Source organism: Castellaniella sp. (genome assembly GCF_004321985.1).
Taxonomy (GTDB): domain Bacteria; phylum Pseudomonadota; class Gammaproteobacteria; order Burkholderiales; family Burkholderiaceae_B; genus Castellaniella.
This window is the reverse complement of the sequence record NZ_SCQN01000046.1, coordinates 320831-346120: the sequence shown is the minus strand read 5'-3', so window position 1 is coordinate 346120 and position 25290 is coordinate 320831. Positions and strand designations below refer to the sequence as shown.

At 64.2% G+C, this 25290-nt stretch carries 28 protein-coding genes; 15 read left to right on the top strand and 13 right to left on the bottom strand.

Annotated features, from left to right (window positions below; translation table 11 throughout):
* Positions 1-95 precede the first annotated feature (95 nt).
* Both EPN31_RS12720 and groL read left to right on the top strand, forming a co-directional pair.
* Positions 96-383, top strand: coding sequence for a co-chaperone GroES (locus EPN31_RS12720; RefSeq protein WP_291773742.1), 288 nt, complete (start codon positions 96-98; stop codon positions 381-383).
* 33 nt (positions 384-416) lie between these two features.
* Positions 417-2066 carry a chaperonin GroEL gene (gene groL / locus EPN31_RS12715; protein ID WP_291773740.1) on the top strand — a complete coding sequence of 550 codons (1650 nt, stop codon included), beginning with the start codon at positions 417-419 and terminating at the stop codon, positions 2064-2066.
* A gap of 130 nt (positions 2067-2196) precedes the next feature.
* Here groL and EPN31_RS12710 read toward each other — a convergent pair whose 3' ends face one another.
* A complete protein-coding gene (locus tag EPN31_RS12710; protein WP_291773738.1) occupies positions 2197-3165 on the bottom strand; it encodes a threo-3-hydroxy-L-aspartate ammonia-lyase in 969 nt (322 codons plus the stop codon).
* Positions 3166-3310: 145 nt separating this feature from the next.
* On the opposite strand from EPN31_RS12710, the gene EPN31_RS12705 reads away from it, so the two are divergent.
* Both EPN31_RS12705 and pyrF read left to right on the top strand, forming a co-directional pair.
* Positions 3311-3715 carry a diacylglycerol kinase gene (locus tag EPN31_RS12705; protein ID WP_291773736.1) on the top strand — a complete coding sequence of 135 codons (405 nt, stop codon included), beginning with the start codon at positions 3311-3313 and terminating at the stop codon, positions 3713-3715.
* Complete coding sequence (gene pyrF / locus EPN31_RS12700) at positions 3712-4533, top strand: orotidine-5'-phosphate decarboxylase (RefSeq protein ID WP_291773734.1); 822 nt, start codon at positions 3712-3714, stop codon at positions 4531-4533. The genes EPN31_RS12705 and pyrF overlap by 4 nt, the downstream gene beginning before the upstream one ends.
* Positions 4534-4538: 5 nt before the next feature.
* On the opposite strand, the gene EPN31_RS12695 is transcribed toward pyrF, so the two are convergent.
* Genes EPN31_RS12695 through ftsY form a run of 7 tightly spaced genes read right to left on the bottom strand, consistent with a single transcriptional unit; the run spans position 4539 to position 10009 of the window.
* Entirely contained in the window at positions 4539-5051 is a 513-nt protein-coding gene (locus EPN31_RS12695; protein ID WP_291773732.1) for a CinA family protein, read from the bottom strand.
* A complete protein-coding gene (locus EPN31_RS12690) occupies positions 5048-5566 on the bottom strand; it encodes a phosphatidylglycerophosphatase A (protein WP_291773730.1) in 519 nt (172 codons plus the stop codon). Before EPN31_RS12690 ends, EPN31_RS12695 begins: the two co-directional genes overlap by 4 nt.
* On the bottom strand, positions 5563-6576 hold the full coding sequence (thiL, locus tag EPN31_RS12685) for a thiamine-phosphate kinase (protein ID WP_291773728.1): 1014 nt from the start codon (positions 6574-6576) through the stop codon (positions 5563-5565). The genes EPN31_RS12690 and thiL overlap by 4 nt, the downstream gene beginning before the upstream one ends.
* Positions 6577-6592: 16 nt before the next feature.
* Positions 6593-7078, bottom strand: coding sequence for a transcription antitermination factor NusB (nusB, locus tag EPN31_RS12680; protein ID WP_291773726.1), 486 nt, complete (start codon positions 7076-7078; stop codon positions 6593-6595).
* Entirely contained in the window at positions 7071-7643 is a 573-nt protein-coding gene (ribH, locus tag EPN31_RS12675; RefSeq protein ID WP_291773723.1) for a 6,7-dimethyl-8-ribityllumazine synthase, read from the bottom strand. Before ribH ends, nusB begins: the two co-directional genes overlap by 8 nt.
* 16 nt (positions 7644-7659) lie before the next feature.
* On the bottom strand, positions 7660-8844 hold the full coding sequence (gene ribBA / locus EPN31_RS12670; RefSeq protein WP_291773721.1) for a bifunctional 3,4-dihydroxy-2-butanone-4-phosphate synthase/GTP cyclohydrolase II: 1185 nt from the start codon (positions 8842-8844) through the stop codon (positions 7660-7662).
* Positions 8845-8878: 34 nt separating this feature from the next.
* Entirely contained in the window at positions 8879-10009 is a 1131-nt protein-coding gene (ftsY, locus tag EPN31_RS12665; RefSeq protein ID WP_291773719.1) for a signal recognition particle-docking protein FtsY, read from the bottom strand.
* Between the two features lie 52 nt (positions 10010-10061).
* Between ftsY and EPN31_RS12660 the strand changes: the two genes are divergently transcribed.
* Both EPN31_RS12660 and coaD read left to right on the top strand, forming a co-directional pair.
* A complete protein-coding gene (locus tag EPN31_RS12660) occupies positions 10062-10670 on the top strand; it encodes an RsmD family RNA methyltransferase (protein WP_291773717.1) in 609 nt (202 codons plus the stop codon).
* On the top strand, positions 10667-11167 hold the full coding sequence (gene coaD, locus EPN31_RS12655) for a pantetheine-phosphate adenylyltransferase (RefSeq protein ID WP_291773715.1): 501 nt from the start codon (positions 10667-10669) through the stop codon (positions 11165-11167). Before EPN31_RS12660 ends, coaD begins: the two co-directional genes overlap by 4 nt.
* A 58-nt stretch (positions 11168-11225) precedes the next feature.
* On the opposite strand, the gene EPN31_RS12650 is transcribed toward coaD, so the two are convergent.
* Both EPN31_RS12650 and EPN31_RS12645 read right to left on the bottom strand, forming a co-directional pair.
* Positions 11226-11609 (bottom strand): MOSC N-terminal beta barrel domain-containing protein, encoded by a 384-nt coding sequence (locus EPN31_RS12650; protein ID WP_291773713.1) that lies wholly within the window; start codon positions 11607-11609, stop codon positions 11226-11228.
* 20 nt (positions 11610-11629) lie between these two features.
* Positions 11630-14221: an AsmA family protein gene (locus tag EPN31_RS12645; protein WP_291773711.1), complete on the bottom strand. Its 2592-nt coding sequence runs from the start codon at positions 14219-14221 to the stop codon at positions 11630-11632.
* A gap of 265 nt (positions 14222-14486) precedes the next feature.
* Between EPN31_RS12645 and EPN31_RS12640 the strand changes: the two genes are divergently transcribed.
* The 7 genes from EPN31_RS12640 (at position 14487) to EPN31_RS12610 (ending at position 21138) form a co-directional block, all read left to right on the top strand.
* On the top strand, positions 14487-15605 hold the full coding sequence (locus EPN31_RS12640; RefSeq protein ID WP_291773709.1) for a Re/Si-specific NAD(P)(+) transhydrogenase subunit alpha: 1119 nt from the start codon (positions 14487-14489) through the stop codon (positions 15603-15605).
* Positions 15605-15913, top strand: coding sequence for an NAD(P) transhydrogenase subunit alpha (locus EPN31_RS12635; protein ID WP_291773707.1), 309 nt, complete (start codon positions 15605-15607; stop codon positions 15911-15913). The genes EPN31_RS12640 and EPN31_RS12635 overlap by 1 nt, the downstream gene beginning before the upstream one ends.
* Positions 15910-17346 carry an NAD(P)(+) transhydrogenase (Re/Si-specific) subunit beta gene (locus EPN31_RS12630; RefSeq protein ID WP_291773705.1) on the top strand — a complete coding sequence of 479 codons (1437 nt, stop codon included), beginning with the start codon at positions 15910-15912 and terminating at the stop codon, positions 17344-17346. Before EPN31_RS12635 ends, EPN31_RS12630 begins: the two co-directional genes overlap by 4 nt.
* A 115-nt stretch (positions 17347-17461) precedes the next feature.
* Positions 17462-18196, top strand: a complete 735-nt coding sequence (locus EPN31_RS12625; RefSeq protein WP_291773703.1) for a flagellar brake protein — start codon at positions 17462-17464, stop codon at positions 18194-18196.
* Between the two features lie 88 nt (positions 18197-18284).
* Positions 18285-19553 (top strand): FAD-binding oxidoreductase, encoded by a 1269-nt coding sequence (locus EPN31_RS12620; RefSeq protein WP_291773701.1) that lies wholly within the window; start codon positions 18285-18287, stop codon positions 19551-19553.
* Positions 19550-20485, top strand: coding sequence for a 4-hydroxyproline epimerase (locus EPN31_RS12615; protein WP_291773699.1), 936 nt, complete (start codon positions 19550-19552; stop codon positions 20483-20485). The genes EPN31_RS12620 and EPN31_RS12615 overlap by 4 nt, the downstream gene beginning before the upstream one ends.
* Positions 20482-21138, top strand: coding sequence for a GntR family transcriptional regulator (locus tag EPN31_RS12610; RefSeq protein WP_291773696.1), 657 nt, complete (start codon positions 20482-20484; stop codon positions 21136-21138). Before EPN31_RS12615 ends, EPN31_RS12610 begins: the two co-directional genes overlap by 4 nt.
* Here the strand turns inward: EPN31_RS12610 and EPN31_RS12605 are convergent.
* The 3 genes from EPN31_RS12605 to EPN31_RS12595 all read right to left on the bottom strand — a co-directional run bounded on the left by EPN31_RS12605 (position 21135) and on the right by EPN31_RS12595 (position 24019).
* A complete protein-coding gene (locus EPN31_RS12605; protein WP_291773694.1) occupies positions 21135-22616 on the bottom strand; it encodes an aldehyde dehydrogenase in 1482 nt (493 codons plus the stop codon). The two genes, EPN31_RS12610 and EPN31_RS12605, sit on opposite strands and share 4 nt — an antisense overlap.
* A gap of 11 nt (positions 22617-22627) precedes the next feature.
* On the bottom strand, positions 22628-23503 hold the full coding sequence (gene dapA / locus EPN31_RS12600) for a 4-hydroxy-tetrahydrodipicolinate synthase (RefSeq protein WP_291773693.1): 876 nt from the start codon (positions 23501-23503) through the stop codon (positions 22628-22630).
* Between the two features lie 144 nt (positions 23504-23647).
* Entirely contained in the window at positions 23648-24019 is a 372-nt protein-coding gene (locus EPN31_RS12595; RefSeq protein ID WP_291773691.1) for a DUF4168 domain-containing protein, read from the bottom strand.
* A 146-nt stretch (positions 24020-24165) separates the two neighbouring features.
* On the opposite strand from EPN31_RS12595, the gene EPN31_RS12590 reads away from it, so the two are divergent.
* Positions 24166-24822, top strand: a complete 657-nt coding sequence (locus tag EPN31_RS12590; RefSeq protein ID WP_291773689.1) for a thiopurine S-methyltransferase — start codon at positions 24166-24168, stop codon at positions 24820-24822.
* 138 nt (positions 24823-24960) lie between these two features.
* Positions 24961-25269, top strand: a complete 309-nt coding sequence (locus tag EPN31_RS12585) for a high-potential iron-sulfur protein (protein WP_291773687.1) — start codon at positions 24961-24963, stop codon at positions 25267-25269.
* Positions 25270-25290 lie beyond the last annotated feature (21 nt).

The window sequence follows — 25290 nt, the reverse complement described above, 5'->3', positions numbered from 1 at the left end:
CCAGGATCATCCTTATAATTAGCACTCGATGGGGTTGAGTGCTAACAGCTCTTCCCTTCGCACCTATCCAATTCTTCAAGTACAGGAGTTCCTCCATGGCACTGCGTCCTTTGCATGATCGCGTGATCATCAAGCGTCTGGACAACGAGCGCACCACCGCCTCGGGCATCGTGATCCCCGACAGCGCGGCTGAGAAGCCCGATCAAGGCGAAGTCCTGGCCGTTGGCCCGGGCAAGAAGACTGAAGACGGCAAGCTGATCCCGATGGATCTGAAAGTCGGCGACAAGGTTCTGTTCGGCAAATACGCCGGCCAGTCCGTCAAGGTCGATGGCGACGAAGTCCTGGTCATTCGCGAAGAAGAAGTCTTCGCCGTGGTCCAGTAATCCACAGCACCGATTAAACCAAGGAATTTCAACATGGCTGCAAAGCAAGTCTATTTTGGTGACGACGCCCGCGCTCGTATCGTTCGCGGCGTCAACATCCTGGCCAATGCCGTCAAAACGACGATGGGCCCCAAGGGCCGCAACGTGGTGCTGGATCGCTCCTTCGGCGCCCCCACGGTGACCAAGGACGGTGTCTCCGTCGCCAAGGAAATCGAACTGAAAGACAAGTTCGAAAACATCGGCGCCCAACTCGTGAAGGAAGTCGCCTCCAAGACCTCCGACAATGCGGGTGACGGCACCACGACCGCCACCGTGTTGGCTCAATCGATCGTCGAAGAAGGCCTGAAGTACGTGGCCGCCGGCATCAGCCCCATGGATCTGAAGCGCGGTATCGACAAGGCCGTGGCCGTGGCTGTGGACGAGCTGCACAAGCTCTCCAAGCCCTGCACTACCAGCAAGGCCATCGCGCAAGTCGGTTCGATCTCGGCCAATAGCGACGTATCGGTCGGCGAGATCATCGCCAATGCAATGGACAAGGTCGGCAAGGAAGGCGTCATCACCGTCGAAGACGGCAAGTCGCTGGAAAACGAACTGGACGTCGTCGAAGGCATGCAATTCGACCGCGGCTATCTGTCCCCCTACTTCATCAACAACCCGGACAAGCAAGTCTCCGTCCTGGAAGATCCGTACATCCTGATTTTCGACAAGAAGATCAGCAACATCCGTGATCTGCTGCCGGTTCTGGAACAAGTTGCCAAGTCCAGCCGTCCGCTGCTGATCGTGGCCGAAGACGTGGAAGGCGAAGCCCTGGCCACGCTGGTCGTGAACAACATCCGTGGCATCCTGAAGACCACCGCCGTCAAGGCGCCGGGCTTTGGCGACCGCCGCAAGGCTATGCTGGAAGACATCGCCATCCTGACGGGCGGCACGGTGATCTCCGAAGAAACCGGCCTGTCGCTGGAAAAGGCTACGCTGGAACTGCTGGGCCAAGCCAAGCGCATCGAAGTGGCCAAGGAAAACACCACGATCATCGACGGTGCTGGCCAAGCCAAGAACATCGAAGCGCGCGTCAAGCAAATCCGCACGCAGATCGAGGAAGCAACTTCCGACTATGACCGTGAAAAGCTGCAGGAACGCGTCGCCAAACTGGCGGGCGGTGTGGCGGTGATCAAGGTCGGTGCTGCGACTGAAGTCGAAATGAAGGAAAAGAAGGCCCGCGTCGAAGACGCCCTGCACGCCACGCGCGCAGCCGTCGAAGAAGGCATCGTCCCGGGCGGCGGTGTGGCGCTGGTTCGCGCCAAGGTCGCCGTGTCCAAGATCAAGGGCGACAACGCTGACCAGGACGCTGGCATCAAGCTGATCCTGCGCGCCATCGAATCCCCGCTGCGCACCATTGTGGCCAACGCGGGCGACGAAGCCAGCGTGATCGTGAACGCCGTTGAAAAGGGCGAAGGCAACTTCGGCTACAACGCGGCCACTGGCCAATACGGCGACTTGGTCGAGCAAGGCGTGATCGACCCGACCAAGGTGACCCGTACGGCGCTGCAAAACGCCGCCTCCGTCGCCAGCCTGCTGCTGACCACCGAAGCCGCGGTTGCGGAAATCGTGGAAGACAAGCCAGCTGCCGGTGGCATGCCCGACATGGGCGGCATGGGCGGTATGGGTGGCATGGGCGGCTTCTAAGCCCTCGCCCCCTGATCCGGGGCCAGATGCCGATTCGTCGGCATCCTCCGGACAGATCCTCCGAATCCCCGCCATGGGCAACCGTGGCGGGGATTTTTCGTTTCACCACGGCCAAAGTTTGGGACAAGGCTCAAGACTGGGCGCCGAGCAGGCTGGCGAAGCGCGCCATGTCGACATTGCCGCCACTGAGGAGTACACCGACGTGTTTGCCCTTCAGCCCGGCTTTCATGTTCCGGGCGGCGGCAAAACCGAGGCAGCCCGTGGGTTCGACAACCAGCTTCATACGGGTGGCCATGAAGGCCATGCAGTCGACGAGCTCTGTGTCCGAAGCAGTCAGGATGTCGTCAACATCGCGCCGGATGATGGGGAACGTCAAGTTTCCCAGATGCTGTGTTTGTGCACCATCGGCGATGGTCTTGGGCGTATCGATATGCACGATGCTGCCTGTGCGAAACGAACGCTGGCCGTCATTGCCTGCTTCAGGCTCGACACCATACAGCTGACAGTCCGGCGATAGCGCTCGTGTGGCCAGCGCGCAGCCGGAAAGCAGTCCCCCGCCCCCTAGCGGCACGAAGAAGGCGTCCAGGGGGCCGACCTCTTCGAACAACTCCTTGGCAGCCGTCCCTTGGCCGCAGAGCACATCCGGATGATCATAAGGCGGGATCAGCGTCAGGCCGTGTTTTTCCGCCAGTTCCCGGCCAATCTGCTCGCGATCTTCCGTATAACGATCGTAGGTCACCACATTGGCGCCATAGCCCTTGGTGGCGGCCATCTTGGCGGTCGGCGCATCGTGTGGCATGAGAATAGTGGCGGGAATGCCCAGGAGCTTGGCCGACAGCGCAACGGCCTGTGCATGGTTACCGGAAGAAAAGGTAACGACACCCGTCTTGCGCTGCTCGGGACTGAACCTTGAGAGCGAATTGAACCCGCCGCGGAACTTGAAGGCGCCCATGCGCTGCAGGTTTTCGCACTTGAAGAAGACCTTGGCACCGAACTCTTCATCAACCGTGCGTGATGTCATCACGGGTGTCTTATGGGCTTGGCACTTGATGCGCTCCGACGCAGCCGCAACGTCATCGAAAGTGGGAAGCTTGATCATCTGAGTCCTTTCCTGGCTCACTCACCAGGGATGTGCAACGCCGGCGCCCACACTCGTGGCGTCATCGATCAAAGCCTACCATGAAGACTGAACATCGGGCTGCGCCATTGCGTACAATGCGCAGACATACCAACTGCATCGCCCCATGAACCAGCCTTCCCCCTACAAAAACACCGGCGGACTGCGCCACATCGCACGGGCCCTGGTCTACTCACTGCAGGGGCTGGGGGCCGCCTGGCGTCACGAGTATGCATTCCGCCAGGAAGTCGCGCTGGCGATCATCCTGATCCCGCTGGGACTGTGGCTAGGCCATACCGCGCTGGAACGCCTGCTGCTGGTCGGATGCCTGGTGCTGGTGCTGATCGTGGAGCTGCTCAATTCCGCGATCGAGGCGCTGGCGGATGCCATCAGCACCGATCACCACCCGCTGCTGGGGCGCGCGAAGGACATCGGCAGCGCGGCCGTGCTGCTGGCCCTGCTGCTGGCAGCTGCCACCTGGCTGACGGTGTTGGGCGCCGACGCACTCTTCACCCAACGTACGTTGCCATGACCTTCACCGATAAACTCAACCGCGCCTGGACCCGCCAGCAATCCCTGCTCATGGTGGGCCTGGACCCCGATGAGCGACGGCTGCCCGCCGAGCTGTCCGGCCGCGCCGACGCCGTCAGCGCCTTCTGCAGGGGCATCGTGGACGCCACGGCGCCTTACGTCTGCGGGTTCAAGCCACAGATCGCCTATTTCGCGGCACTGAAGGCCGAGGATCAGCTCCTGGACATCTGCCGGTACATTCACAGTCGATACCCGGAGTTGCCCATCGTGCTGGACGCCAAGCGCGGCGATATCGGGGCCACGGCCACCCAGTACGCCCGAGAGGCCTTCGAGCGCTATGCGGCGGACGCAGTGACGGTCAATCCCTATATGGGCCGCGATTCCGTCCAGCCCTATCTGGAATACGGTGACAAGGGGGTGATCATCCTGTGCCGCACCTCCAACCCCGGCGGCGCGGATCTGCAAGACCTGCGGCTGGAAAATGGCACCCCGCTTTATCTGCATGTCGCTGACCAGGTCGCACGACACTGGAATACAAACGGCCAGTGCGCATTGGTGGTGGGCGCCACGGTGCCCGACGAGATCGCTCAGGTACGCGCGCGGATCGGCGACATGCCGCTATTGATTCCTGGCATCGGCGCCCAGGGCGGCGACATCGCCGCCACCGTGCATGCCGGGCGCACACCCGACGGCACGGGAATGATGATCAATTCATCACGCGCCGTCCTGTACGCCGGTACCGGTGCGGACTGGGCAAAAGCAGCCGCAGCGGCTGCGCAACAGGCGCGCGACGCGATCCGCGCGGCGCTCGAAGTCTGACCGGACTAGCCCCGCGCCTTGCGCAGGTCCTCCAGCGCCATCTGCAAGGCCTGGCGCACAGCCGCCAGACGGACGGCCTCGCGGTCGCCTTCGAAAACCTGCGTCACCGCCCGCGTGACGATGCCGGGCCCGGCCCGGCGCGCCACGCCGAAGCACACCATGCCCACTGGCTTGCCCGGTACCGCGCCGCCTGGTCCGGCAATGCCGGTCGTGGACAACGCCAGCCGAGCCTGTGGCACCACGGCCAGCGCGCCGGCCGCCATCTCCATGGCGGTTTCCTCGCTGACCGCGCCATGGCGCTCCAGCGTACCGGCAGACACGCCAAGTTCAGCGATCTTGGCCGCATTGCTGTAGGTCACGAAACCGCGTTCGAACCACTGGCTGGATCCCGGGCAAGACGTGATCGCGGCGGCGAGCAGCCCGCCCGTACAGGATTCCGCCGTCACACACAGCGCACCAGCCACCCGCAACGCAGACCCCAGTTCACCGGCGAGCGCCCGGATTTCACGAACGATCATGGCAGCACCCCCAGTCGGATCAATATCACGGCGAACAGCACAGCATAAAGCGCCGCCACGATGTCGTCGATCATCACGCCAAAGCCGCCCTTGCAGTTCCGGTCCAGCCAGTTGACTGGCGCGGGCTTGAGGATGTCAAACAGACGAAACAGCACGACGCCGACCACCTGCATCAAGAACGTGGACGGCAGCAGCCACAAGACCAGCCAGATGGCGACGATCTCATCCCAATTGATGCCACCGAAGTCCGCGATCCCCAGGTCGTCGCCACACCGCTGCGCGACCCAGCAGCCGCCGGCAAAGGACACCACCAGTACGGCCGCCACCCAACCGCCGGGCAGCCGCCCCACGACCAGCCACCACAGCAGCCAACCCACGAGGGTTCCCCAGGTTCCGGGCGCCGGATGGATCAGCCCCGAGCCAAAGCCGAAACCGATGATGCGTTCCGGCCTGGCCAGCATCCACGCCAGCGTCGGCCGGCTCGGGTCAGGCAAATCGTCTTTGGAAGGCGTCATGAAAGGGATCCATGGGTTGGTGTCGATGCCCCCGGAGGGGTGGCCTGGGCAAAGTGATCAAAGCCGCGCAGCGTGACCGGGATCTCGTCGCCGCGCCCATCCAGCACGCGAGCCTTCGAACCCCGGGTAATGGTACCGACACTCGCGAGCGGTACCCCCAACTGCTGTCCCAGCGCGCGGATCTGCTCGCGGCGCTGCGGGCGCGCGGTAAAACACAATTCGTAGACGTCGCCCCCGCCCAGGAGGGCTTCGCGGCGCACGGCCTCTTCCAGCCCGTCCAGCGTCGGATCGGCCGGCAGCGCATCCAGCCGCAGCTCCGCGCCGCAGTGGCTCCGCTCCAGAATATGGCCCAGATCCTGCAGCAACCCGTCCGAGATATCGATGGCCGCGTCCGCCACGCCACCCAGATACCGGCCCAGCCTCAGGCGCGGGTTGGGCCATTCCATGGCCTTGCGGCTCGCCTGCAAGCGGGCGGCATCGGCCGGCAGACGGCCCTGCATCAGCAGCAATGCGACATAGGCCGCGCCCAGCGACCCCGACAACCAGATATCGTCGCCTTCGCGGGCGCCGCTGCGGCGCAGCGCGTGAGCGCGCCGGATCTCGCCCATGACGGTAATGCTGATGACGATGCCGTCGGGATTGCGCGTCGTGTCGCCGCCCACCAGCGGGCACCCCGACTTCCCGGCCAGGGCGTGAAAACCATCGGAAAACCCCTGAAGCCAGGCATGATCGACACCCGGCAGCGACAGGGCCAGCGTGCAAGCCAGCGGCCGAGCGCCCATGGCCGCCAGATCAGACAGATTTACTGCCAGTGCCTTGTGCCCCAGGGATCGCGGGTCCACGTCGGGGAAAAAATGCTGCCCCTGCACCAGCATGTCCGTGCTGACGGCCAGCTCGCACCCAGGCGACACAGAAAGCAGAGCACAGTCGTCACCCACCCCTAGCATCCCGGCGGGGACTGGACGATCAAAATAGCGGGCAATCAGGTCAAATTCGCTGTCCGCAGACATGATGGCGCCGGATGGATCAGCGGCTGGCTGCCGCCTGGACTTCGGTCGCACGGACCTCAGCGGCCAGCTTGTCGAGCACACCGTTGACGAAGCGGTAACCGTCCGTCCCGCCGAAGGATTTGGCGAGCTCCACGGCCTCGTTGATGGCGACCCGGTAGGGGACCTCGAGGTGATGCACCAGCTCGAAGGTGCCTATGAGCAGCACCGCGTGCTCGACGGGAGACAGCTCGGCCAGCGGCCGGTCCACATAGGGCACGAAGCGCTCACGCAGCGCCGGCGCCTGGGTGATGACCCCCTGGAGCAGCGTGCGGTACCAGTCTCCGTCGGCCCGTTCGAAGCCTTCCCCGTCGCGCACATGAGCATCGATTTCGCCCAGTTCAGCGGCATCCGTGTCACCCCGCAACAGCCAGGCATAGACCCCCTGCAGGGCGAATTCGCGTGCCATGCGGCGCGCGCTGCGGGCGTTGGCCCGCCCGTTGCGCGCCGGCCGGGAATCAGTCATCGCGACCCTCTTTCTTGGCCTTCTCGTCGTCCTCGTCGTCCTCGTCTTCCTCGTCTTCGTCGTCGTCCTCGAAGTCGCCGTCCTCATCGTCATCGTCGTCCGATTCGGGTTCCAGCGCCGCCACCAGATTGGCCATTTCCACTGCCACGCGCGCGCAATCGCGGCCCTTGTCGGCCGCCCGCACCTGGGCCTGTTCTTCGGTATAGGCCGTGAGTACGCCATTGGCCACCGGAATGCCGGTCTCCAGCGCCACGCGGCTGATCGCGGCAGCCGATTCGTTGCTGACGGTCTCGAAGTGGTAGGTCTCGCCGCGGATCACGGCACCCAGCGCAATCAAGGCATCAAATTCGAATGTCTCGGCCATCTGCGCCAGTGTCACGCCAAGTTCGAGCGCACCCGGCACGGACACCACCATGACGTCACGTTCATCCACGCCCAGGGTAGCCAGCTCGTCCACGCAGGTCTGCAGTTCGGCCTCACCGATTTCGGCGTTGAACCGGGCACGCACGATGCCGATGTGCAGGCCTTCCCCATTCATGTCGGGGGTCATCACATAAGGGTTCATAGTCGAGACTCCATGGTCAGAGGGTCGCATCCGCGACACCGGGTTCGTTATGGTAACCCGTAATCGTCAGGGCAAACCCTGCCATGCTGGGCATTTTGCGTGGCCGTGCCAGCAGGCAGGCCTGCTTCACACCCAGGTCGCGCAGAATCTGCGCACCAATGCCAAATGTGCGCAGCCCGTGCCGCTCCCCCGCCGGCACGGGAGCGGGCGAATCTCCCGACCTCGAATCCTGGGTCCAGGCAGCGAACTGGGCAAACAGCAGATCGGCCCCACCCTGGCAGTTCAGCAGGACCAGGACCCCGCTCTCGGCTTGGGAGATCGCCCGCAGCGCCTGGGGGATCGTCCAGCTATGGCCGGGCGCAGCATCGCACAGCAGGTCCAGCACACTGGTGGGTTCATGCACCCGCACCAGCGTTTCCCGATCAGGCAGGATGTCGCCATGAATCAGCGCCAGATGAGGTGCATTCGAGGCGCGGTCACGATAGGCCACCGCGCGGAAATCCCCCCAAGGGGTGGATACCGGCCGTTCAACCAGCCGTTCGATCATGGATTCGTGTTCACTGCGATACTGGATCAGATCAGCGATGGTGCCGATCTTCAGGCCATGTTCGCGCGCGAACAGCTTCAGATCGGGCAGGCGCGCCATGGTGCCATCGGGCTTGAGCACTTCGCAGATGACGGCCGCCGGCGTCAGGCCCGCCATGGCCGTCAGGTCGCAACCCGCTTCCGTGTGGCCGGCACGCACCAGCACGCCACCGGGCACAGCGCGCACCGGAAAGATATGGCCGGGCTGCACCACGTCGCTGGGGCGGGCATCCCGCGCCACGGCGGCCTGGACGGTCCGCGCGCGGTCAGCCGCCGAAATGCCGGTGGTGACGCCCTGGGCGGCCTCGATCGAAATCGTGAAGTTCGTGCCGTACTGAGAGCCGTTGCGGTCCGACATCAGCGGCAGCCGCAGCTGTTCGCAGCGCTCGTGGGTGAGCGTCAGACACACCAGCCCGCGAGCATGCGTCACCATGAAATTGATGGTGTCCGACGTGACGAAGTCGGCAGCCATGACCAGGTCGCCTTCGTTCTCGCGGTCTTGCTCGTCGCACAGGATGACCATGCGGCCAGCCCGCAGTTCGGCCACGATTTCCTGAACCGGGGAAATCTCCAGGGATTGTGCAGCTTCGAATGCTGCACGGGCATCCACGTTCATAGGGGGTCTCTCATCAAACAGATCTATCGGAATTTTAGTCCGCCCGCCGGCCCAGCAAGGCCTCGGCAAACTCGGCGGCAACGAAGGGCTGCAGGTCCTGCATGCTCTCGCCGACGCCGACCCAGTACACCGGCACCGGGCGCACACCCTGATTGCCTGCCGCGACGGCGGCCAGCGTGCCCCCGCGCGCCGTCCCGTCCAGCTTCGTGACGATCAGCCCCGTCAGGCCCAGCGCAGCATCGAAGGCGCGGATCTGTGCCAGGGCATTCTGGCCGGTGTTGCCATCAACCACCAGCAGGATCTCGTGGGGCGCTGCAGGATCGGCCTTGCCGATCACGCGTCGGATCTTTTTCAGCTCTTCCATCAGATGGAGCTGGGTAGGCAGCCGACCGGCCGTATCCACCAGCACCACGTCCACTCCCCGGGCGCGGCCGGCGTTCACCGCATCGAAGGCGACCGCCGCCGGGTCGCCGCCCTCCTGGGCGATGACCGTGACGCCATTGCGCAGCCCCCAGGCGACGAGTTGTTCGCGCGCCGCCGCGCGGAAGGTATCGCCCGCCGCCAGTAGAACCGAGGCATTGCGAGCCCGCAGCGCATGGGCGAGCTTGCCGATCGAGGTGGTCTTGCCGGCGCCATTGACGCCCGCGATCATGACCACCATGGGCGTGGCCTCGCCCACGACGAAGGGTTTTTCCAGAACCTTCAGATGATCGGCCAAGATCGTCTGCAGCGCAGCACGCACGTCGTCAGGCCGGTCGATGCGTTCGCGCCGCACGCGCACCCGGAGCTCCGCCAGCAGTTTCTCGGTGGCCTCGACGCCTGCGTCGGCCATGATGAGCGCAGTCTCCAGTTCCTCGAAAAGCGCTTCATCAACCGTCACCCCCACGAAAAGGCCGCCCAGGTTCTGCCCGGTACGCGACAGGCCACGACGCAACCGCGACAGCCACGACCCGCCAGCCGGGTCCGGCGCCTGCTCCAGACGGACCAGCGGATCGACAGGAGCCTGGGTCTCTACGCCGATCGGCACTTCATCTACCGGTCGGGCCACCTGAAGCTCCAGCGGCAATTCCGTGGGAGCAACCGGCGCCACGTCCGGAACTTCGGCGGGAATCGGTGTGATCTCCGGATCCGGGCCTGGCTTTTTGCGCTTAAAAAAACTGAACATAGGCTTTACACTGAACGGTTCCGGCCAACGCCCGACATTGTGTGCCAGGCGCATGAAAAAACATCAGATTCGTATTGTAGGCGGTTGCTTTCGCCATACGGTGATTCCAGTCGCCGAAGGCGACCACTTGCGCCCTACCCCCGACCGAGTGCGCGAGACACTCTACAACTGGCTGGCCCACTTCTGGGACGGAACGTTCAGCGGACACCGTGTGCTGGACCTGTTTGCCGGCACCGGCGCCCTGGGATTCGAGGCCGCCTCGCGCGGAGCGGACCATGTCCAGTTCGTAGAACGGGCGCCAGCCGCCCTGGCAGGCCTGCGCGCCGTCCAGTCGCGCCTGCAGGGGGCAGCTGTCCATATCCAGCCGGGCGATGCGCTGGATTATCTGCGACGGCAACCCGAGCCCATCTTCGACCTGATTCTGCTGGATCCGCCCTTCGGGGAACAATGGCTGCCGCGCCTGTGGCCGCTGCTGGGGCGTGCCTTGCGGCCCGGCGGTCTGCTCTACCTCGAGGCCGAGGCCGCAATCACCGATCCGCCCGCCGGGTGGCAGCTGCTGCGCCAGGGACGGGCCGGACAGGTGCACTACCATCTGCTGAAATTTGCTGCAGCGCAAGAAAACATGAATAATGACAATAAACACATTACGGAGACCGCATGATCACCGCCGTCTACCCGGGCACGTTTGACCCGCTGACTCGCGGACACGAGGACCTGGTGCGCCGCGCCGCAAACCTGTTCGATCAGGTCGTGGTGGGGGTCGCGCAAAGCCAGAACAAGCGGCCCTTCTTCACACTGGAAGAACGTCTGGAGATCGCCGAGGAAGTCCTGGGCCACTATCCGAACGTTCGAGTGCGCAGCTTCAGCGGCCTGCTGAAGGACTTCGTGCGCGACCAGAACGCCCGCGTCATCGTGCGCGGCCTGCGGGCTGTTTCGGATTTTGAGTACGAGTTCCAGATGGCCGGCATGAACCGCCACCTGCTGCCCGAAGTCGAAACACTGTTCATGACCCCCTCGGATCAATACCAGTTCATCTCGGGGACCATCGTGCGCGAAATCGCGATTTTGGGGGGCGACGTCAGCAAGTTCGTCTTCCCATCGGTCGAACGCTGGCTGCATACCAAAGCCAAGCTGGTGCGGGAACAGCAAGGAAGCTGATGTTCACGGGACAGGGCCGCATCGGCCTTGTCCGCCACGCATCGTGGCCTGGTCAGTATCAGGCGGGCCAGGCGACCGGTGCAGCCTCGGGGTGCACCTTCATCAGCCGGCAGGGCTGCCCCAGCCATTCGGCGAACCAGGCAGCTGCCAGATCGCCTTCGTCCACCACCCGGACCGCCTGGCCGCCGACCTGGGCCACGCGCTCCACGCTCTCGTCGTCTTCGATCACATCCAGCGGAATGTCCAGGCGCAACATGCCCGGCGCACGAATCACCAGATAGCCGAAACGCAGCGACAGATCCAGTTCACCCAACCGTGGGGCCTGGCCGCCGTTCAGCCAGGCATTGTCGCCATCCACCAGCAGCCAGCGGTGGTCATAGTCGCCGGCATCGGCCTGCCCCAGGCCAGCACCGCCGGCAATCGGGTGAAAAGATTCAGTCACCGTTGTCTCCTTGTTGTCGGTCATTGGCCCAGCAGGCCCTTCAGGGCATTGCCCAGCCGCTCCACCGTGTCACGTTGGGTCCCCGATTTGGGGCTCGGCTCGGCCGCAGGTGCGGGTGCGGGCAGTGCCTGCTGGATCAGATCCTTGCCCGAGAGCAGTTGCATCAACCCCGATTTCAAAGCCTGCTGAATGGCCTGATTGTGGACTTCGCTCCACACGACATCATACTTTGGATCAGCCCAAGGCCCGGATATCCTGACTGGAATGGTGGCTCCCGCCAGGGAACCGAGCGAGGCCGCCAGAACCTTCGGTGGATGCGCGGCCACCTGAATCTGAAGCATCAGGTCCAGGCTCCTGGCCGGCAGATCGATCTGGGCAGGCTTCCCCTCGGACACCCGGACGAGCTGCGACACCAGTGCCAGCTTGGACACCGTGCCGATACCGTCCTTCAGGTCGACGCGCCCTTCCAGGGTGCTGAAAGGCGTGCTGCGCCCCTTCTGGAAGGGCGACGGTACGGCGTCCAGCCGGCCCTTCAGTACATTGCCCAGGGCACCCGACACATCCGAGAGCGTCTGCGTGGCATCTACGCCATGGATGGCACCATCACGGACCTGCCAGGTAACCTGTCCGGAGAGCGACTTTTCCAGGGCGGGCAGCGTCGCCCCCTGTGCGGTCAGGTCGATCTGCGCGCCGCCCAACCCCGAGACCAGCCCCCGCGCGCCCAGTGCCTGCAAGAGAGGCGCCACGGAGACCTTGTCCAGCGTCAGGTTCAAGCCCAGCGTCTGGTCGGAGGATGCCGTGAGTTTGCCGCTCAGCGTGCCCTGGTACAAGTGAGCCGCCAGCTTGGAAATGGTCAGCGTGTTCTTCTGAACGTCAGCCTGAGCACTGAGTTTGGTCAGCTGTACATCACGCACGCGGAGATCACCGATCTTCACCGTCCCCCGGATGTTCCGCCCCTTCAGAAACGACAGATCGAAGGTCGCTGGTGCGGGGGCCGGGGCTGGGGCAGTCTTGGCATCGGGCTTGGCCTTGGTGTCAGGCTTGGCCTTGACGTCCGGTTTCGCGTCCCCGGCCTTCGGGGGTGCCTGGACCTTGACCGCACCCGGCGGCACCGGCATCCAGCGATTCAGATCCAGCTTCTCGGTGCTGAACGAAAAATTGACTTCGGGCTGAGCCAGCTTCTTCACCTGGGCCTTGAAGGCCGCCTGCCCGCCATCGACGACGGCGTTCAAGTCGGCGTCCAGCACGTCGCGCACCAGATCCACATGGACGCTGCCAATCATGGGCGCCTCATAGCCGCCCTGAGGCAATTCCTGGTCCTGGACGCCGATATCGCCCTTGATTGCCGAGAGCGCCCCTTTGCGCAGGCTGCTGTTCCAGGAAAGTGGCGAAGTCAGCCTCAGGCGCAGCAAGCGCTTGCCCTGCATGACATTGCCGTCCAATCCGACCGAGCGGAACTGCCATTCCGACGCATTGCCCGACAAGCCCTCGAGCTTGAGCGAAGCGGCCAGCGTATCGCTGCCCGCCCACTTGATCGTCCCGGTTACCGGATCACCCTGTGCAGTCTCCGGAGAGATGACCAGCGCTGGCGCATCCAGCGCGAGTTCCACCGCGCGCCCCTGATCCTTGCCCGAGGCCCGCAGCGCCAGCTTGGAGACCTTGAGCTGAGCATTACGGGAGTCCAGCCGCAACTGGCTGGCCGTGAGGTTGGCCTGCAATCCCTGGATGGGGTGCGCACCCACGATATCGCCTGCAACCGCAAGCTCCAGGTTGCCAGCCGAGAAATTATGCGCACGGCTGTCGTAGGCCACGTTACCCTTCAACGTCGCGCGCGCCTGGTCGAGATTGCCCAGACGGCCAGTAAGCTGCACATTGATTTTCTGCGCCGAATAGCCGCGCCCGCCCGGATTGAGGCGCAGCAACGCCTGCGCATCCAGCTTCGCATCCTGCACGGGGTCGTCGCCTTTCAGAGTGGCCTTGATCGCCACATCAAATGGCTGGTCATACGTGACGCGCCCGGTGTTGGCTTCGATGCCGGTTACCGTCGTGGACACGCCGTCGCGCAAGTCACGGTAATTGATCTGGCCGCCCTTCAATTCCAGCCCGGCGATGTCGATGTTCAGATCCGAATCGTCCGCAGGCGCCAGCGGCGCAGTCACAGCCCCCCCCGGGGCAGTCGTCTTGCCCGCAGGCGCCGGCGGGGCAGCGCGCCGGCTCTCCAGCAAGTCGTCGAAATTGAAATGCCCCTTGGGGGTGCGCACCACCCAGGCCTTGAGCCCGTTGATCGCAACATGATCCACGACGAGCTGGTTCGACAACAAAGGCCAGATGGCGACGGCGAACCGCGCACTGTCCACCGATACGAACAGATCCTTGCTGCCGCGATTGGACAGGGACACGTCCTTCACCGACAGGCCGATGCGCGGAAACAGCGACAGACCAATGTCGCCTTCGATGGTCAACGTGCGACCATAGCGCGCGTAGACCAGGTCTTCGAGCTTGGATTTGTAGGCATTCGGATTGAAGGTCAGCAGGAAGATTGCCAGGCCCACCACCGCGATGATGAGTGCGATGACCAAGCCGAACAACACCCGCTTCAACCAGACATTCATGGTGGAATCCTGCGTTGAAATCGGCAGTCCGCGCCGCGCGCGGACAACAACCGGAATGCTAACCCATGCCAAACACCCCCGTAGACCGAATCACGACGGCTGCAGCATTCTGTTGCGAATATGGACCATTTCAAAAACCGGCGGTGGGTCAGACGAAGCTGCGGTGCAGAATTTCTGTTATACGGAAACAAGCAGAAAACAAATCACAGGCACACACAGGAGACTCCATGCCATCCACGTCGATGTTCGCCACCCGGAGGGCACCATGCAGATAGGCATCCCCCGCGAAACTCTGCCGGGCGAAACCCGGGTCGCGGCCACCCCTGAAACAGTGAAGAAGCTGGTCAAAGCCGGCCATACCGTCCTGGTGGAACGCGAGGCAGGCAGGGCTGCACGCTACCCGGACGCAGACTACGAGCAGGCCGGTGCGACACTGACTGACGTCGCCGGCGCAATGGGCAGCGCACTGGTCCTGAAAGTCCGCCGGCCGACACCGGACGAACTGACCCGCATGCAGCGTGGCAACACCCTGCTGGGGATGCTGGATCCATTCGATGCGGACGGCTTGCGCACGCTGGCCGATGCCGGCCTGACGGCTTTTGCCCTGGAGGCAGCCCCACGCACAACGCGGGCGCAAAGCATGGACGTGCTGTCGTCGCAGGCGAACCTCGCCGGCTACAAAGCGGTCCTGCTGGCCGCACATCACTACGGCCGCATCTTCCCCATGCTGATGACAGCTGCAGGCACCCTGAAAGCTGCGCGCGTGGTGGTGCTGGGCGCGGGTGTGGCCGGCTTGCAGGCCATCGCCACCGCGCGGCGGCTGGGCGCCGTCGTCGAGGCATCGGACGTGCGCCCGGCGGCGCGCGAGCAGGTCGAGTCGCTGGGCGGGAAGTTCATCGATGTACCTTTCGAAACCGACGAGGAACGCGAGATCGCGCAAGGCACCGGTGGCTACGCCCGTCCGATGCCGGCGGCATGGATGGCGCGCCAGGCGCAACTCGTGGCCGAACGCTGCAGACAGGCCGACATCGTCATCACCACGGCGCTGATTCCCGGGCGCCCCGCTCCCACCCTGATCCAGGCCGACACCGTGGCCGCGATGAAGCCGGGTTCGGTGATCGTGGATCTTGCGGTCGAGCGGGGCGGCAACTGCCCTCTTTCGGTGGCGGACGAAATCATCGACCACAATGGTGTCACCCTGGTCGGGCTCACCAACCTGCCCGCCCTGCTGGCGACCGATGCTTCGGCGCTCTACGCCCGCAACGTTCTGGATTTCCTGAAACTCATCGTCGACGCCGAAGGCCGCCTGGCCATTCCGGCGGACGACGACATCGTCAAAGCCTGCCTGGTCTCCCAGAACGGCCAAGTCCTGAGGAGCGCCTGATGGAAGCGGTCAATCCCACCCTCATCAACATCATCATCTTCGTGCTGGCGGTCTATGTGGGCTTTCACGTCGTGTGGAACGTGACCCCCGCTCTGCACACGCCGCTCATGGCGGTCACCAATGCGATTTCCGCCATCGTCATCGTGGGCGCCATGCTCGCTGCGGCGCTCACGGACGGTGGCTTGGCGCAATCCATGGGGACAATCGCGGTCGCGCTGGCCGCCGTGAACGTCTTCGGCGGGTTTCTGGTGACACAGCGCATGCTGCAGATGTTCAAGAAAAAGGACCGCAAGGGGGGCCCGGCATGATTTCCGCCAATCTGGTCACCCTGCTTTACCTGATCGCATCGATCTGCTTCATCCAGGCGCTGAAGGGCCTGTCACATCCAACCACGTCGCGGCGCGGCAACCTTTTTGGCATGGTCGGCATGGTCATCGCCATTCTGACCACGGCGGCGCTCATCATCGGACTGGCGCGCGAAGGCTCCGTAGCGCTGGGCATGGGCCGCATCCTGCTGGGGTTGCTGGTGGGCGGCAGCGTGGGCACACTGCTGGCCCGCAAGGTCGAAATGACCAAGATGCCAGAGCTGATCGCATTCATGCACAGCATGATCGGACTGGCCGCCGTCGCGATCGCCGTGGCCGTGGTGGCCGAGCCCCATGCCTTTGGCATTGCCGCGATCGGCGCCCCCATTCCGGTCGGTAACCGGCTGGAGCTGTTCATCGGCACCTTCGTGGGTGCCATTACGTTCTCGGGCTCCGTCATCGCTTTCGGCAAGCTGTCGGGCAAATACAAGTTCCGGCTCTTCCGGGGAGCGCCGGTCGTGTTCCCCGGCCAGCACCCGCTCAACCTGCTGCTGGCCGTGGTAATGATTGCCTGCGGCCTGTGGTTCATGGGCACGCAGTCCTGGCTGCCCTATGCGCTGATGGTGACCATTGCGTTCGTGCTGGGCGTGCTCATCATCATCCCCATCGGCGGGGCCGACATGCCGGTGGTGATCTCGATGCTGAACAGCTACTCGGGGTGGGCAGCGGCGGGGATCGGTTTCTCGCTCGAAAACCCCATGCTCATCATCGCGGGTTCCCTGGTAGGGTCCTCGGGCGCAATTCTGTCCTACATCATGTGCAAGGCCATGAACCGGTCCTTCTTCAACGTGATCCTGGGCGGGTTTGGTGCCGAGCCGTCGGCTGCCGCGGCGGATGGCGGCACCCAACGCAGCGTCAAGTCGGGGAGCCCCGAAGACGCGGCCTTCCTCATGAGCAACGCTGAGACCGTCACCATCGTGCCGGGCTACGGCCTGGCTGTAGCGCGTGCCCAGCACGCGCTAAAGGAACTCGCCGCCAAACTGGGCGAACAGGGGGTGACGGTGAAATACGCCATCCACCCCGTGGCAGGACGCATGCCTGGGCACATGAATGTGCTGCTGGCGGAGGCCGAGGTGCCCTACGACCAGGTCTTCGAGATGGACGACATCAATGGCGAATTCGGCCAGACCGACGTCGTGCTGGTCATGGGGGCGAACGACGTGGTCAACCCGGCCGCCAAGAACGATCCCAACTCTCCCATTGCGGGCATGCCCATTCTAGAGGCCTACAAGGCGCGCACGGTCATCGTGAACAAGCGTTCCATGGCCACCGGCTACGCTGGTCTGGAGAACGAACTGTTCTACTTGGACAAGACCATGATGGTGTTCGGCGACGCCAAGAAGGTTCTGGAAGACATGGTGAAGGCACTGGAATAATCGGGCGGACGGGTGGTTTCACATCCCTGTGATTTTCCCTGACGATCTGGGCCCGTTGCAACGGGCCCAGATCGTTTACATTATACTACACGGCAGAAACCGAATTTTACATGTCATGGCTTTCCAGGAAGACGATCCTTTCGCCGTCACACAACCGCTGCAGATCCAGGCCATTCTGAACGGGCTGCTGAACAAGCGCACGCTGGTGCATCTGGACATCCCGGGCCACACCGTCGCCGTCATTTCCACGCTGCTGGCGATTGACAGGAAATCGGGCGCAGTGTTGCTGGACAACGCATCGGAAGACGAGATCAACGCCCAGCTTCTGCGGGCCCGTTCGGTGCGCCTGCAGGGCACGTTGGACCGGGTGATGATCGAATTTACCGGCCCACTGACGCCCGCCCATCACGGCGGCCGCCCCGCCCTGTCGATGGCATCTCCTCAAAAGATCCGCCGCATGCAGCGGCGCGACTTCTTCCGGGTGGACATTCCCGCCAGCAGCCCCGCCGCCTGCCGGATCGAGGACTCATCGCTGCCGGACGGCAAGGCTCATTTCCGAATACTGGACCTCAGCGCCGGCGGAGTCCGGCTGGCCGACCCCCAGGGGCTCCTGTCCAACGCGCCGATGAGCACCATGCTGGCGTGCACACTCGAACTCCCCGACGAAGACCCGGTGCCCATCACGCTGCGGCTGTTGCGCCACGCCCAGCTCATCCAGGAAAACGGCAAGCCGCTGCACGCAGCCGCTTTCCGCTTCTTCAATCTGCCCGTCAATCGCCAGGTCACCATCCAGCAGTTCATCGGCGTCCTGGAACGCGCCATCATCGCCCGCCGCTGGGGCAACGAATGAAGCCGCGTGGCTAGTCCGACATAGATATATCAGTTGCATATTTGATACCGCTGTGGAATCATAGTCCGGATACCCGACAAGAGATTCCATGGCTACTTCCACCTGCGAAATCGCCGTCATCGGCGGCGGCATCATCGGCACGAGCTGCGCGCTGTATCTGCGGGAAGCCGGCCTGGATGTCGCGCTGATCGAACGCACCGACATCGCCAGCGGCGCCAGCCGCGGCAACGCGGGCGGGCTGGCCTTTGCAGAGATCCTGCCGTTGGCCTCGCCACGCATCATCCGCAAGGCGCTGCGCTGGATGCGCGACCCGCTGGGACCACTGAGTCTGCCGCCTGCCTATCTGCCGCAGATCGCCCCGTGGCTGCTGCGCCTCTGGCGCGCAAGCTGGTCCGACCGATACCGGGCAAACATCCAGTCGCAGGTATCGCTGATCACGCTGGCCCAATCCGAAATGCTCGGCATGATGGCCCGCACCGGGCTGGACCGACACCTGTACACCCAGGGCATGCTCGAGGTCTACGAAGGTGCGGACCGGTTCGCCATCGCCCAGGAAGTCGTTCGCGAGCGCGCACGTCACGGCATCGAAAGCCAGCCACTGCAGGGTACCGACCTCGCCGCCTTCCAGCCCGGCCTGTCGCCGCGCTTCACGCACGGCATCCACATCCCCAACTGGCGCAATATCGACGACCCGCTGAAATTGACACAGGACGTCGCCGAACATGCATTCGCGCTCGGAGCCCGCCTGATCCGGGGGGACGTCAGCCATCTGGGCCCGACGGCACAGGGCGGACGCATCACACTGGAGGATGGCTCCACCATCGACGCGCGACAGATCGTGATCGCCGCCGGTGCCTGGTCACATCACCTGACGCGTCAACTGGGCGACGCCGTCCCGCTGGAGACCGAGCGCGGCTACAACACGACGCTGCCGCCCGACGCGCTGGACTTGCATCGCCAGATCACGTTCGCCGACCACGGCTTCGTCGTCTCGCCGCTGACCTGTGGCATCCGGGTCGGCGGGGCCGTCGAACTCGCCGGCCTGAAACGGGCCCCGGATTACCGCCGCTCGCAGGCCATGCTGGACAAGGCCAAGGCTTTTCTGCCGGGGCTACACACCGAAGGCGGACAGCAATGGATGGGCTTTCGGCCCAGCCTGCCCGATTCGCTGCCCATGATCAGCCCGGCATCACGCCACCCGGCATTCATTTACGCATTCGGCCACGGCCATCTGGGCCTGACCCAGTCCGCCGCCACCGCCCGCCTGGTGTGCGATCTGGCCACGGGGCGGGTGCCGGCCATCGACCTGCACCCGTACCGCGCCACGCGCTTCTCATTGTTCAAGGATCCCCGATGAAACGCATTTCCTTGCTGGACTCCCACACCGGTGGTGAACCCACGCGCCTGATCCTGGACGGATTTCCCGACCTGGGCGCCGGCACCATGGCCGAACGACGCAAGCTCCTGGCCGAGCGCCACGACGAATGGCGCAAGGCGGTCATCCTGGAGCCGCGCGGCAGCGACGTGATAGTGGGCGCACTGCTCTGCACGCCACAGGATCCAGCCTCGACGGCCGGCGTGATCTTCTTCAACAATTCCGGCTACCTGGGGATGTGCGGCCACGGCACCATCGGCTTGCTGGTATCCCTGGCCTACCTGGGCCGCATCCAGCCCGGCGCTCACCGCATCGAAACGCCGGTCGGCCCGGTAACGGCCACGCTGCACGAAGACGGTTCGGTCAGCGTGCGCAACGTACCCGCCTACCGCTTCCGCCAGGGAGTGACAGTCCAGGTACCGGGCTACGGCGCCGTGACAGGCGACATCGCATGGGGCGGCAACTGGTTCTTTCTCGTGGACGCCCCAGAACACGTGGTCCCGGGCGCCGACCGGGCGGCGCTGACGGAATACACGGCGGCCATCGCTCAGGCGCTTGAAGACCAGAGCATCCACGGACGCGATAGCGGGCGCATCGACCACATCGAGCTGTTCGGGCCGGACGCGCAGGCCGACAGCCGCAATTTCGTGCTGTGCCCCGGCAGGGCCTATGACCGCTCGCCCTGCGGCACGGGGACCAGCGCCAAGCTGGCCTGCCTGGCGGCGGACGGCAAGCTGGCGCCTGGCGCCACCTGGCGCCAGGCCAGCACCATCGGCAGCCTGTTCCAGGCCAGCTACGAACCCGGACAAGACGGCACCATCGTTCCGACGATCCGCGGACAGGCGCACATCAGCGCGGAGACCACGTTGATCCTGCAGGACGACGACCCCTTCCAGTGGGGTATCGAACCATGACCCACGATACTCATGCGCCCAAGGTGCGCGCGACCGAGGCCGCCTACGATCAGATCGAGCAGATGATCGCGACATTGAGGCTGGAACCGAACCAGCCCATCGTGGAAAGTGATCTGATCGAGATGACGGGGTTGGGGCGAACCCCCATCCGCGAAGCGTTGATGCGGCTGGTGGCCAGCGGCCTGATCGAGCAGCAACCACGGCGCGGCCTGCGCGTGAGCGAGATCCGCATCGCCGAGCACCTGATCCTGATCGACACGCGCCGGGTGCTCGAGCGCCTCATCGCCGGCGCATCGGCCCGCAGGGCCAGCCCCACCCAGAGCGCCAGCATTCTGCAATGCGCCCGTGACATGGTCAGCGCCGCCGAGCGCGGCGACCTCACTGGCTACATGCAGGCCGACCAGGCGCTGGACCATGTGAACCACGAAGCCAGCCGCAACCCTTACGCGGTGCAGGCCATTGTGCCCATGATCATCCAGTGCCGGCGCTTCTGGTACGCCTTCCAGCACGAAGGTGATCTGGAGCGCGGAGCGCGCTGCCACCTGCTCGAGGCCGAGGGCATCCACGCCAAGGACCCCGAACAGGCCATCGCTGGCGCCGACGCGCTCATGGATTACCTGATGGAATTCACCCGCACGGTCATAGAGAACTAGTTTACATACCAGATCGTCTTGATCTGCTGATACTGGTCCAGCGCTTCCAGCCCGTTGTCACGCCCGCCGAAGCCCGACTGCTTGTAGCCGCCAAACGGTGTGGTGATGTCGCCCTCGGAGAAGCCATTGACGGAAACGGTGCCAGCCTGGATCGCACGCGCCACCCGCTGGGCGCGGCGCACGTCGGTCGTGTAGAGCGAGGCCGCCAGACCATAGTGACTGTCGTTGGCCAACTCGATCGCCTGGTCCTCGGTCTCGAAGGGGGTCACGGCCAGGATAGGGCCGAAGACCTCTTCCTGGAACAGGCGGGAGCCCGACGACACCTGGTCGAAGATAGTGGGTTCCACATACCAGCCGCTGCCCAGATCGGAGCGGATGCGCCCGCCATGCACCAGGCGGGCGCCTTCGGCCTCGGCCCCCTGCAGGAACGCGCGTACCTTCTCGAAGTGCACCTGCTCCACCATGGGCCCGATCTGCACCGACTCATCGGTGGGCAGCCCCACCTTCCATTGAGCGAGACGTTCGCGCAGGCGCGCGAGCAACGCGTCCTTGATACCGGACTGCACGATCAGGCGCGAGCCGCAGCTGCAGTTCTCGCCCATGTTCCAGAAGGCGGCGGCCAGCACGTGGTCCACCGCGCCATCCAGGTCCGCGTCGTCGAAGACCACCTGTGGGCTCTTGCCGCCGCACTCCAGCACGATCTCCTTCAGGTTGCTGTCGGCGGAGTACCTCAGGAAATAACGCCCGACCTCGGTGGACCCCGTGAAGGACACTACATCCACGTCCATGTGCCAGCCGATGGCCTGGCCGACCTCTTCGCCCAGCCCCGTGACCAACGTCAACGCACCGGCCGGGACGCCAGCCTGGTGCGCGAGCTGCGTCATGCGATAGGCGCTCAGCGAGGTAAGCTCGGCCGGTTTGACGATGACGGAATTGCCGGCCGCCAAGGCGGGTGCGACCTTCCAGGCATACATCTGCGCAGGGAAGTTCCACGGCAGCACCGTGCCCACCACGCCAATGGGTTCCTTCACAATCAGACCCATGGCCTGCGGCCCGGTCGGCGCCACCCGGCCAAAGCACTTGTCGACCGCCTCAGCGTACCAGCGGAAAGTCTCCAGCGTGGCCGGCAGATCGGTATTCAGACACTCGGTGATTGGCTTGCCCGCATCCACGCAATCCAGCGCCGCAAGCTCCTCGAGATGGGCTTCCATGAGATCCGCCCAGGCGAGCATCACACGCTTGCGCTCAGCCGGCGCGAGCGCCGACCATTCTCCTGACTTGAACGTCGCCCGCGCCACGCGCACCGCCAGGTCCACGTCGCCCGCCGTACCATTCTCGATGGCGCCAATCACACTGTTGTCGATCGGCGTGGTGTTGTTCAATTCGGTACCCGGTACATCGTGGCCGGGAATCAGGTGTCCGGCCCACAGCCGGCCGTCCCGGGCTTGTGCGAAGACCTGCTCTCTGGTCAATGGCATGATGTGCCTCCTCAGCGTCCGTAGGCATCGAGCATGGCCCGGAAGGCCTGCTCACCGGCTGCCGACAGCGGCGCCAATGGCACGCGCACAGTGCCCGCATTCACGCCATGGCGGCTGCATCCCAGCTTGGCCTTCTGGTTGTAGTCGCCCGACTCCATCGCCTGAATGACCGGATACATGCCGGTCATGAGCGAGCGGACCTCGTCCCAGCGGCCGGCAGTCGCTGCCTTCACCATCGCCACCTGCTCGGCCGGGAACACATTGGCACCGCCGCTGATCCAGCTGCGCACGCCCCAAAACAGAAAATCGGCCGCCGTGTCGTCGGCGCCGCAGATGATCTGGAAGTCGGGAATGCGTGCCTGAATGAGCGACAGGGCCCGATTGAAGTTACCGCTGCTTTCCTTCACGCCGACGATATTGGGCACCTTCGCCAACTCGTGCACAGTCTCCTCGGCGATCTGCACCCCGACGCGCTGAGGGAAGTCGTACAGGATGATGGGCAGCGGCGTGGCCTTCGCCAGCTTGCGGAAATGCAGCAAGATGCCCTCCTGGCTGGCCAGGCTGTATGGCGGCGCAGTGCACAGCAGCCCGTCGTAGCCAAGCTCTCGGGCCTGTGCGGCATGGGCGATGCTGTCATCGGTGGACAGCGAATTGATGCCGGCCACTGTGGTCACACGCCCGGCGACCGCCTCGATCACGGTGCGCAGTACCTGTTCGCGCTCAATCGCGGTCAGCGTGTAGTATTCGCCGGTGGTGCCACAGGCCACGATACCGCCCACGCCAGCCTGGACGAAATGTTCCACCAGCTTGCGCAAGGCCGCCAGATTCACGCTCCCGTCAGCCGCAAAGGGCGTCACGATGGGAACCAGGATTCCTTCGACGTTCATGAGATTTCCTACTCGGGAGTCAGAGCTAAAACCTCAGTCTAATATTTAATAAATATATCCGCAACATATTGGGTAGCGGTTTGCCGAAGGAAGACGATTCAGTTGCAGTACAAAGGTCCGGATCCGATCGAACCGGGCCACACGCTACTGGCTGACCAGACGTTCGACTTTCTGGCGCAACGCCGGATCGGCGCGCACAGCCTTGCTGATGCCGTTGTACTCGGGCACGCTCATGCCGCGCGCTTCGACGCGCTGCACCATGCGCTGATCCGCCTCGACCCGTACCGCCTGCTTGGCCGGCTCGCCCTTGGCCGCTTCCAGCTTGGGCTGATATTCCGCCGCTACCGCGCTGACTTCGCGCACGGCCGTGGCATAACGCTGCAACTGCTCGTCGGTGGGCCGATCGATCTTCTCATAGGCTGCCTGCGCATTGGCGGTCCCCCGGACCACCAGAGGCCCGGTCAGTCCCAGCGCGATCACGGACGCGGCCAGGAATGCCTTCATCGCTTGATTCATATCCAGCTCCTGTTGCGGTTGAAAGTCGTTCCATGATCCCAATCACACCGGCTCAAGGCAAGTTTCCCGATGTATGGTCCTGTATCGGCATGCCACGGTAGTTTTCTGCGACACTTGAATCCTCAGGTTGTGAAGGAGCAAAACCCATGGACACCGATTTTTGGCTGCAACGCTGGCAACAGGGCCAGACCGGCTTTCACCAGTCCCGCGTGATGCCGTTGCTGGAGAAGCATTGGGCAGGGCTGCGGGTCCCTGTGCCGGGCCGCGTGCTGATCCCGCTGGCCGGCAAATCGCTGGACGTGGCGTGGCTGGCAGCACAGGGACACGACGTGCTCGCAGTCGAAATCTCTCCGATGGCCGTGGACCAGTTCTTCCAAGAGCACGGCCTGCATCCCGAGGTCCGCCAGACCCCCGAAGGCACGATCCACGAGGTGGGCCACATCCAGTATCTGTGCGGAGACGTCCTGAAGCTGTCCGCCGCCACGCTGGCGACCATCGACGGATGCTACGACCGCGCCGCCCTGATCGCGCTGACACCCGAGCTGCGCCGGCGCTACGTCGAGCGGGTCTACCACCGGCTGCCTGAAGGCTGCCGCACCCTGCTGCTGACGCTGGATTACCCGCAACAGGAAATGCAAGGGCCACCCTTCGCAGTGCCGGACGACGAAGTCGTCGAACACTTCGAGGGGCGTTGGCGCATCGAGCGGCTGGAGACACGCGACATCCTGGACAAGGAACCAAAATTCGCCGCACGCGGACTGACACGCCTGGAAACCAGCGTCTACCGGCTGACGGCGCGCTAGGCGCGACGGGCCGCCACTGCGGCTGACGGCGGGGGCCGGCTCACCATCATGCCGGCTTGTCATCACCGATCGTGTGGCGAATAATGAAGCCCAAGGCGCCCGTTCAGGCCGCAAGGATTTTCCCTTCAAGGAGTTCACATGAAGACGACAAGACGCAGTTTCCTGATTTCCAGCGCGGGGGTGGTCTCCGCCGTGGCGCTCTCGCGCCAGGCGCTGGCCGCCGAACACGTCGACGAAAACAGCGCACTGGCCAAGCAGCTTGGCTACAAGCACGACGCATCGATGGTGGATGCCAAAGCCCAACCCAAGTTCAAACCAGGCGAACACTGTGCCAACTGTCAGCTCTACCAGGGCAAGCCGGGTGACCCCTGGGGGCCCTGTCCGATCTTTTCAGGCCAGGACGTCGCCGAGAAGGGCTGGTGCAGCGCCTACACCCCCAAGGCCTAGTCCATCAGCCGGCTTCCGACG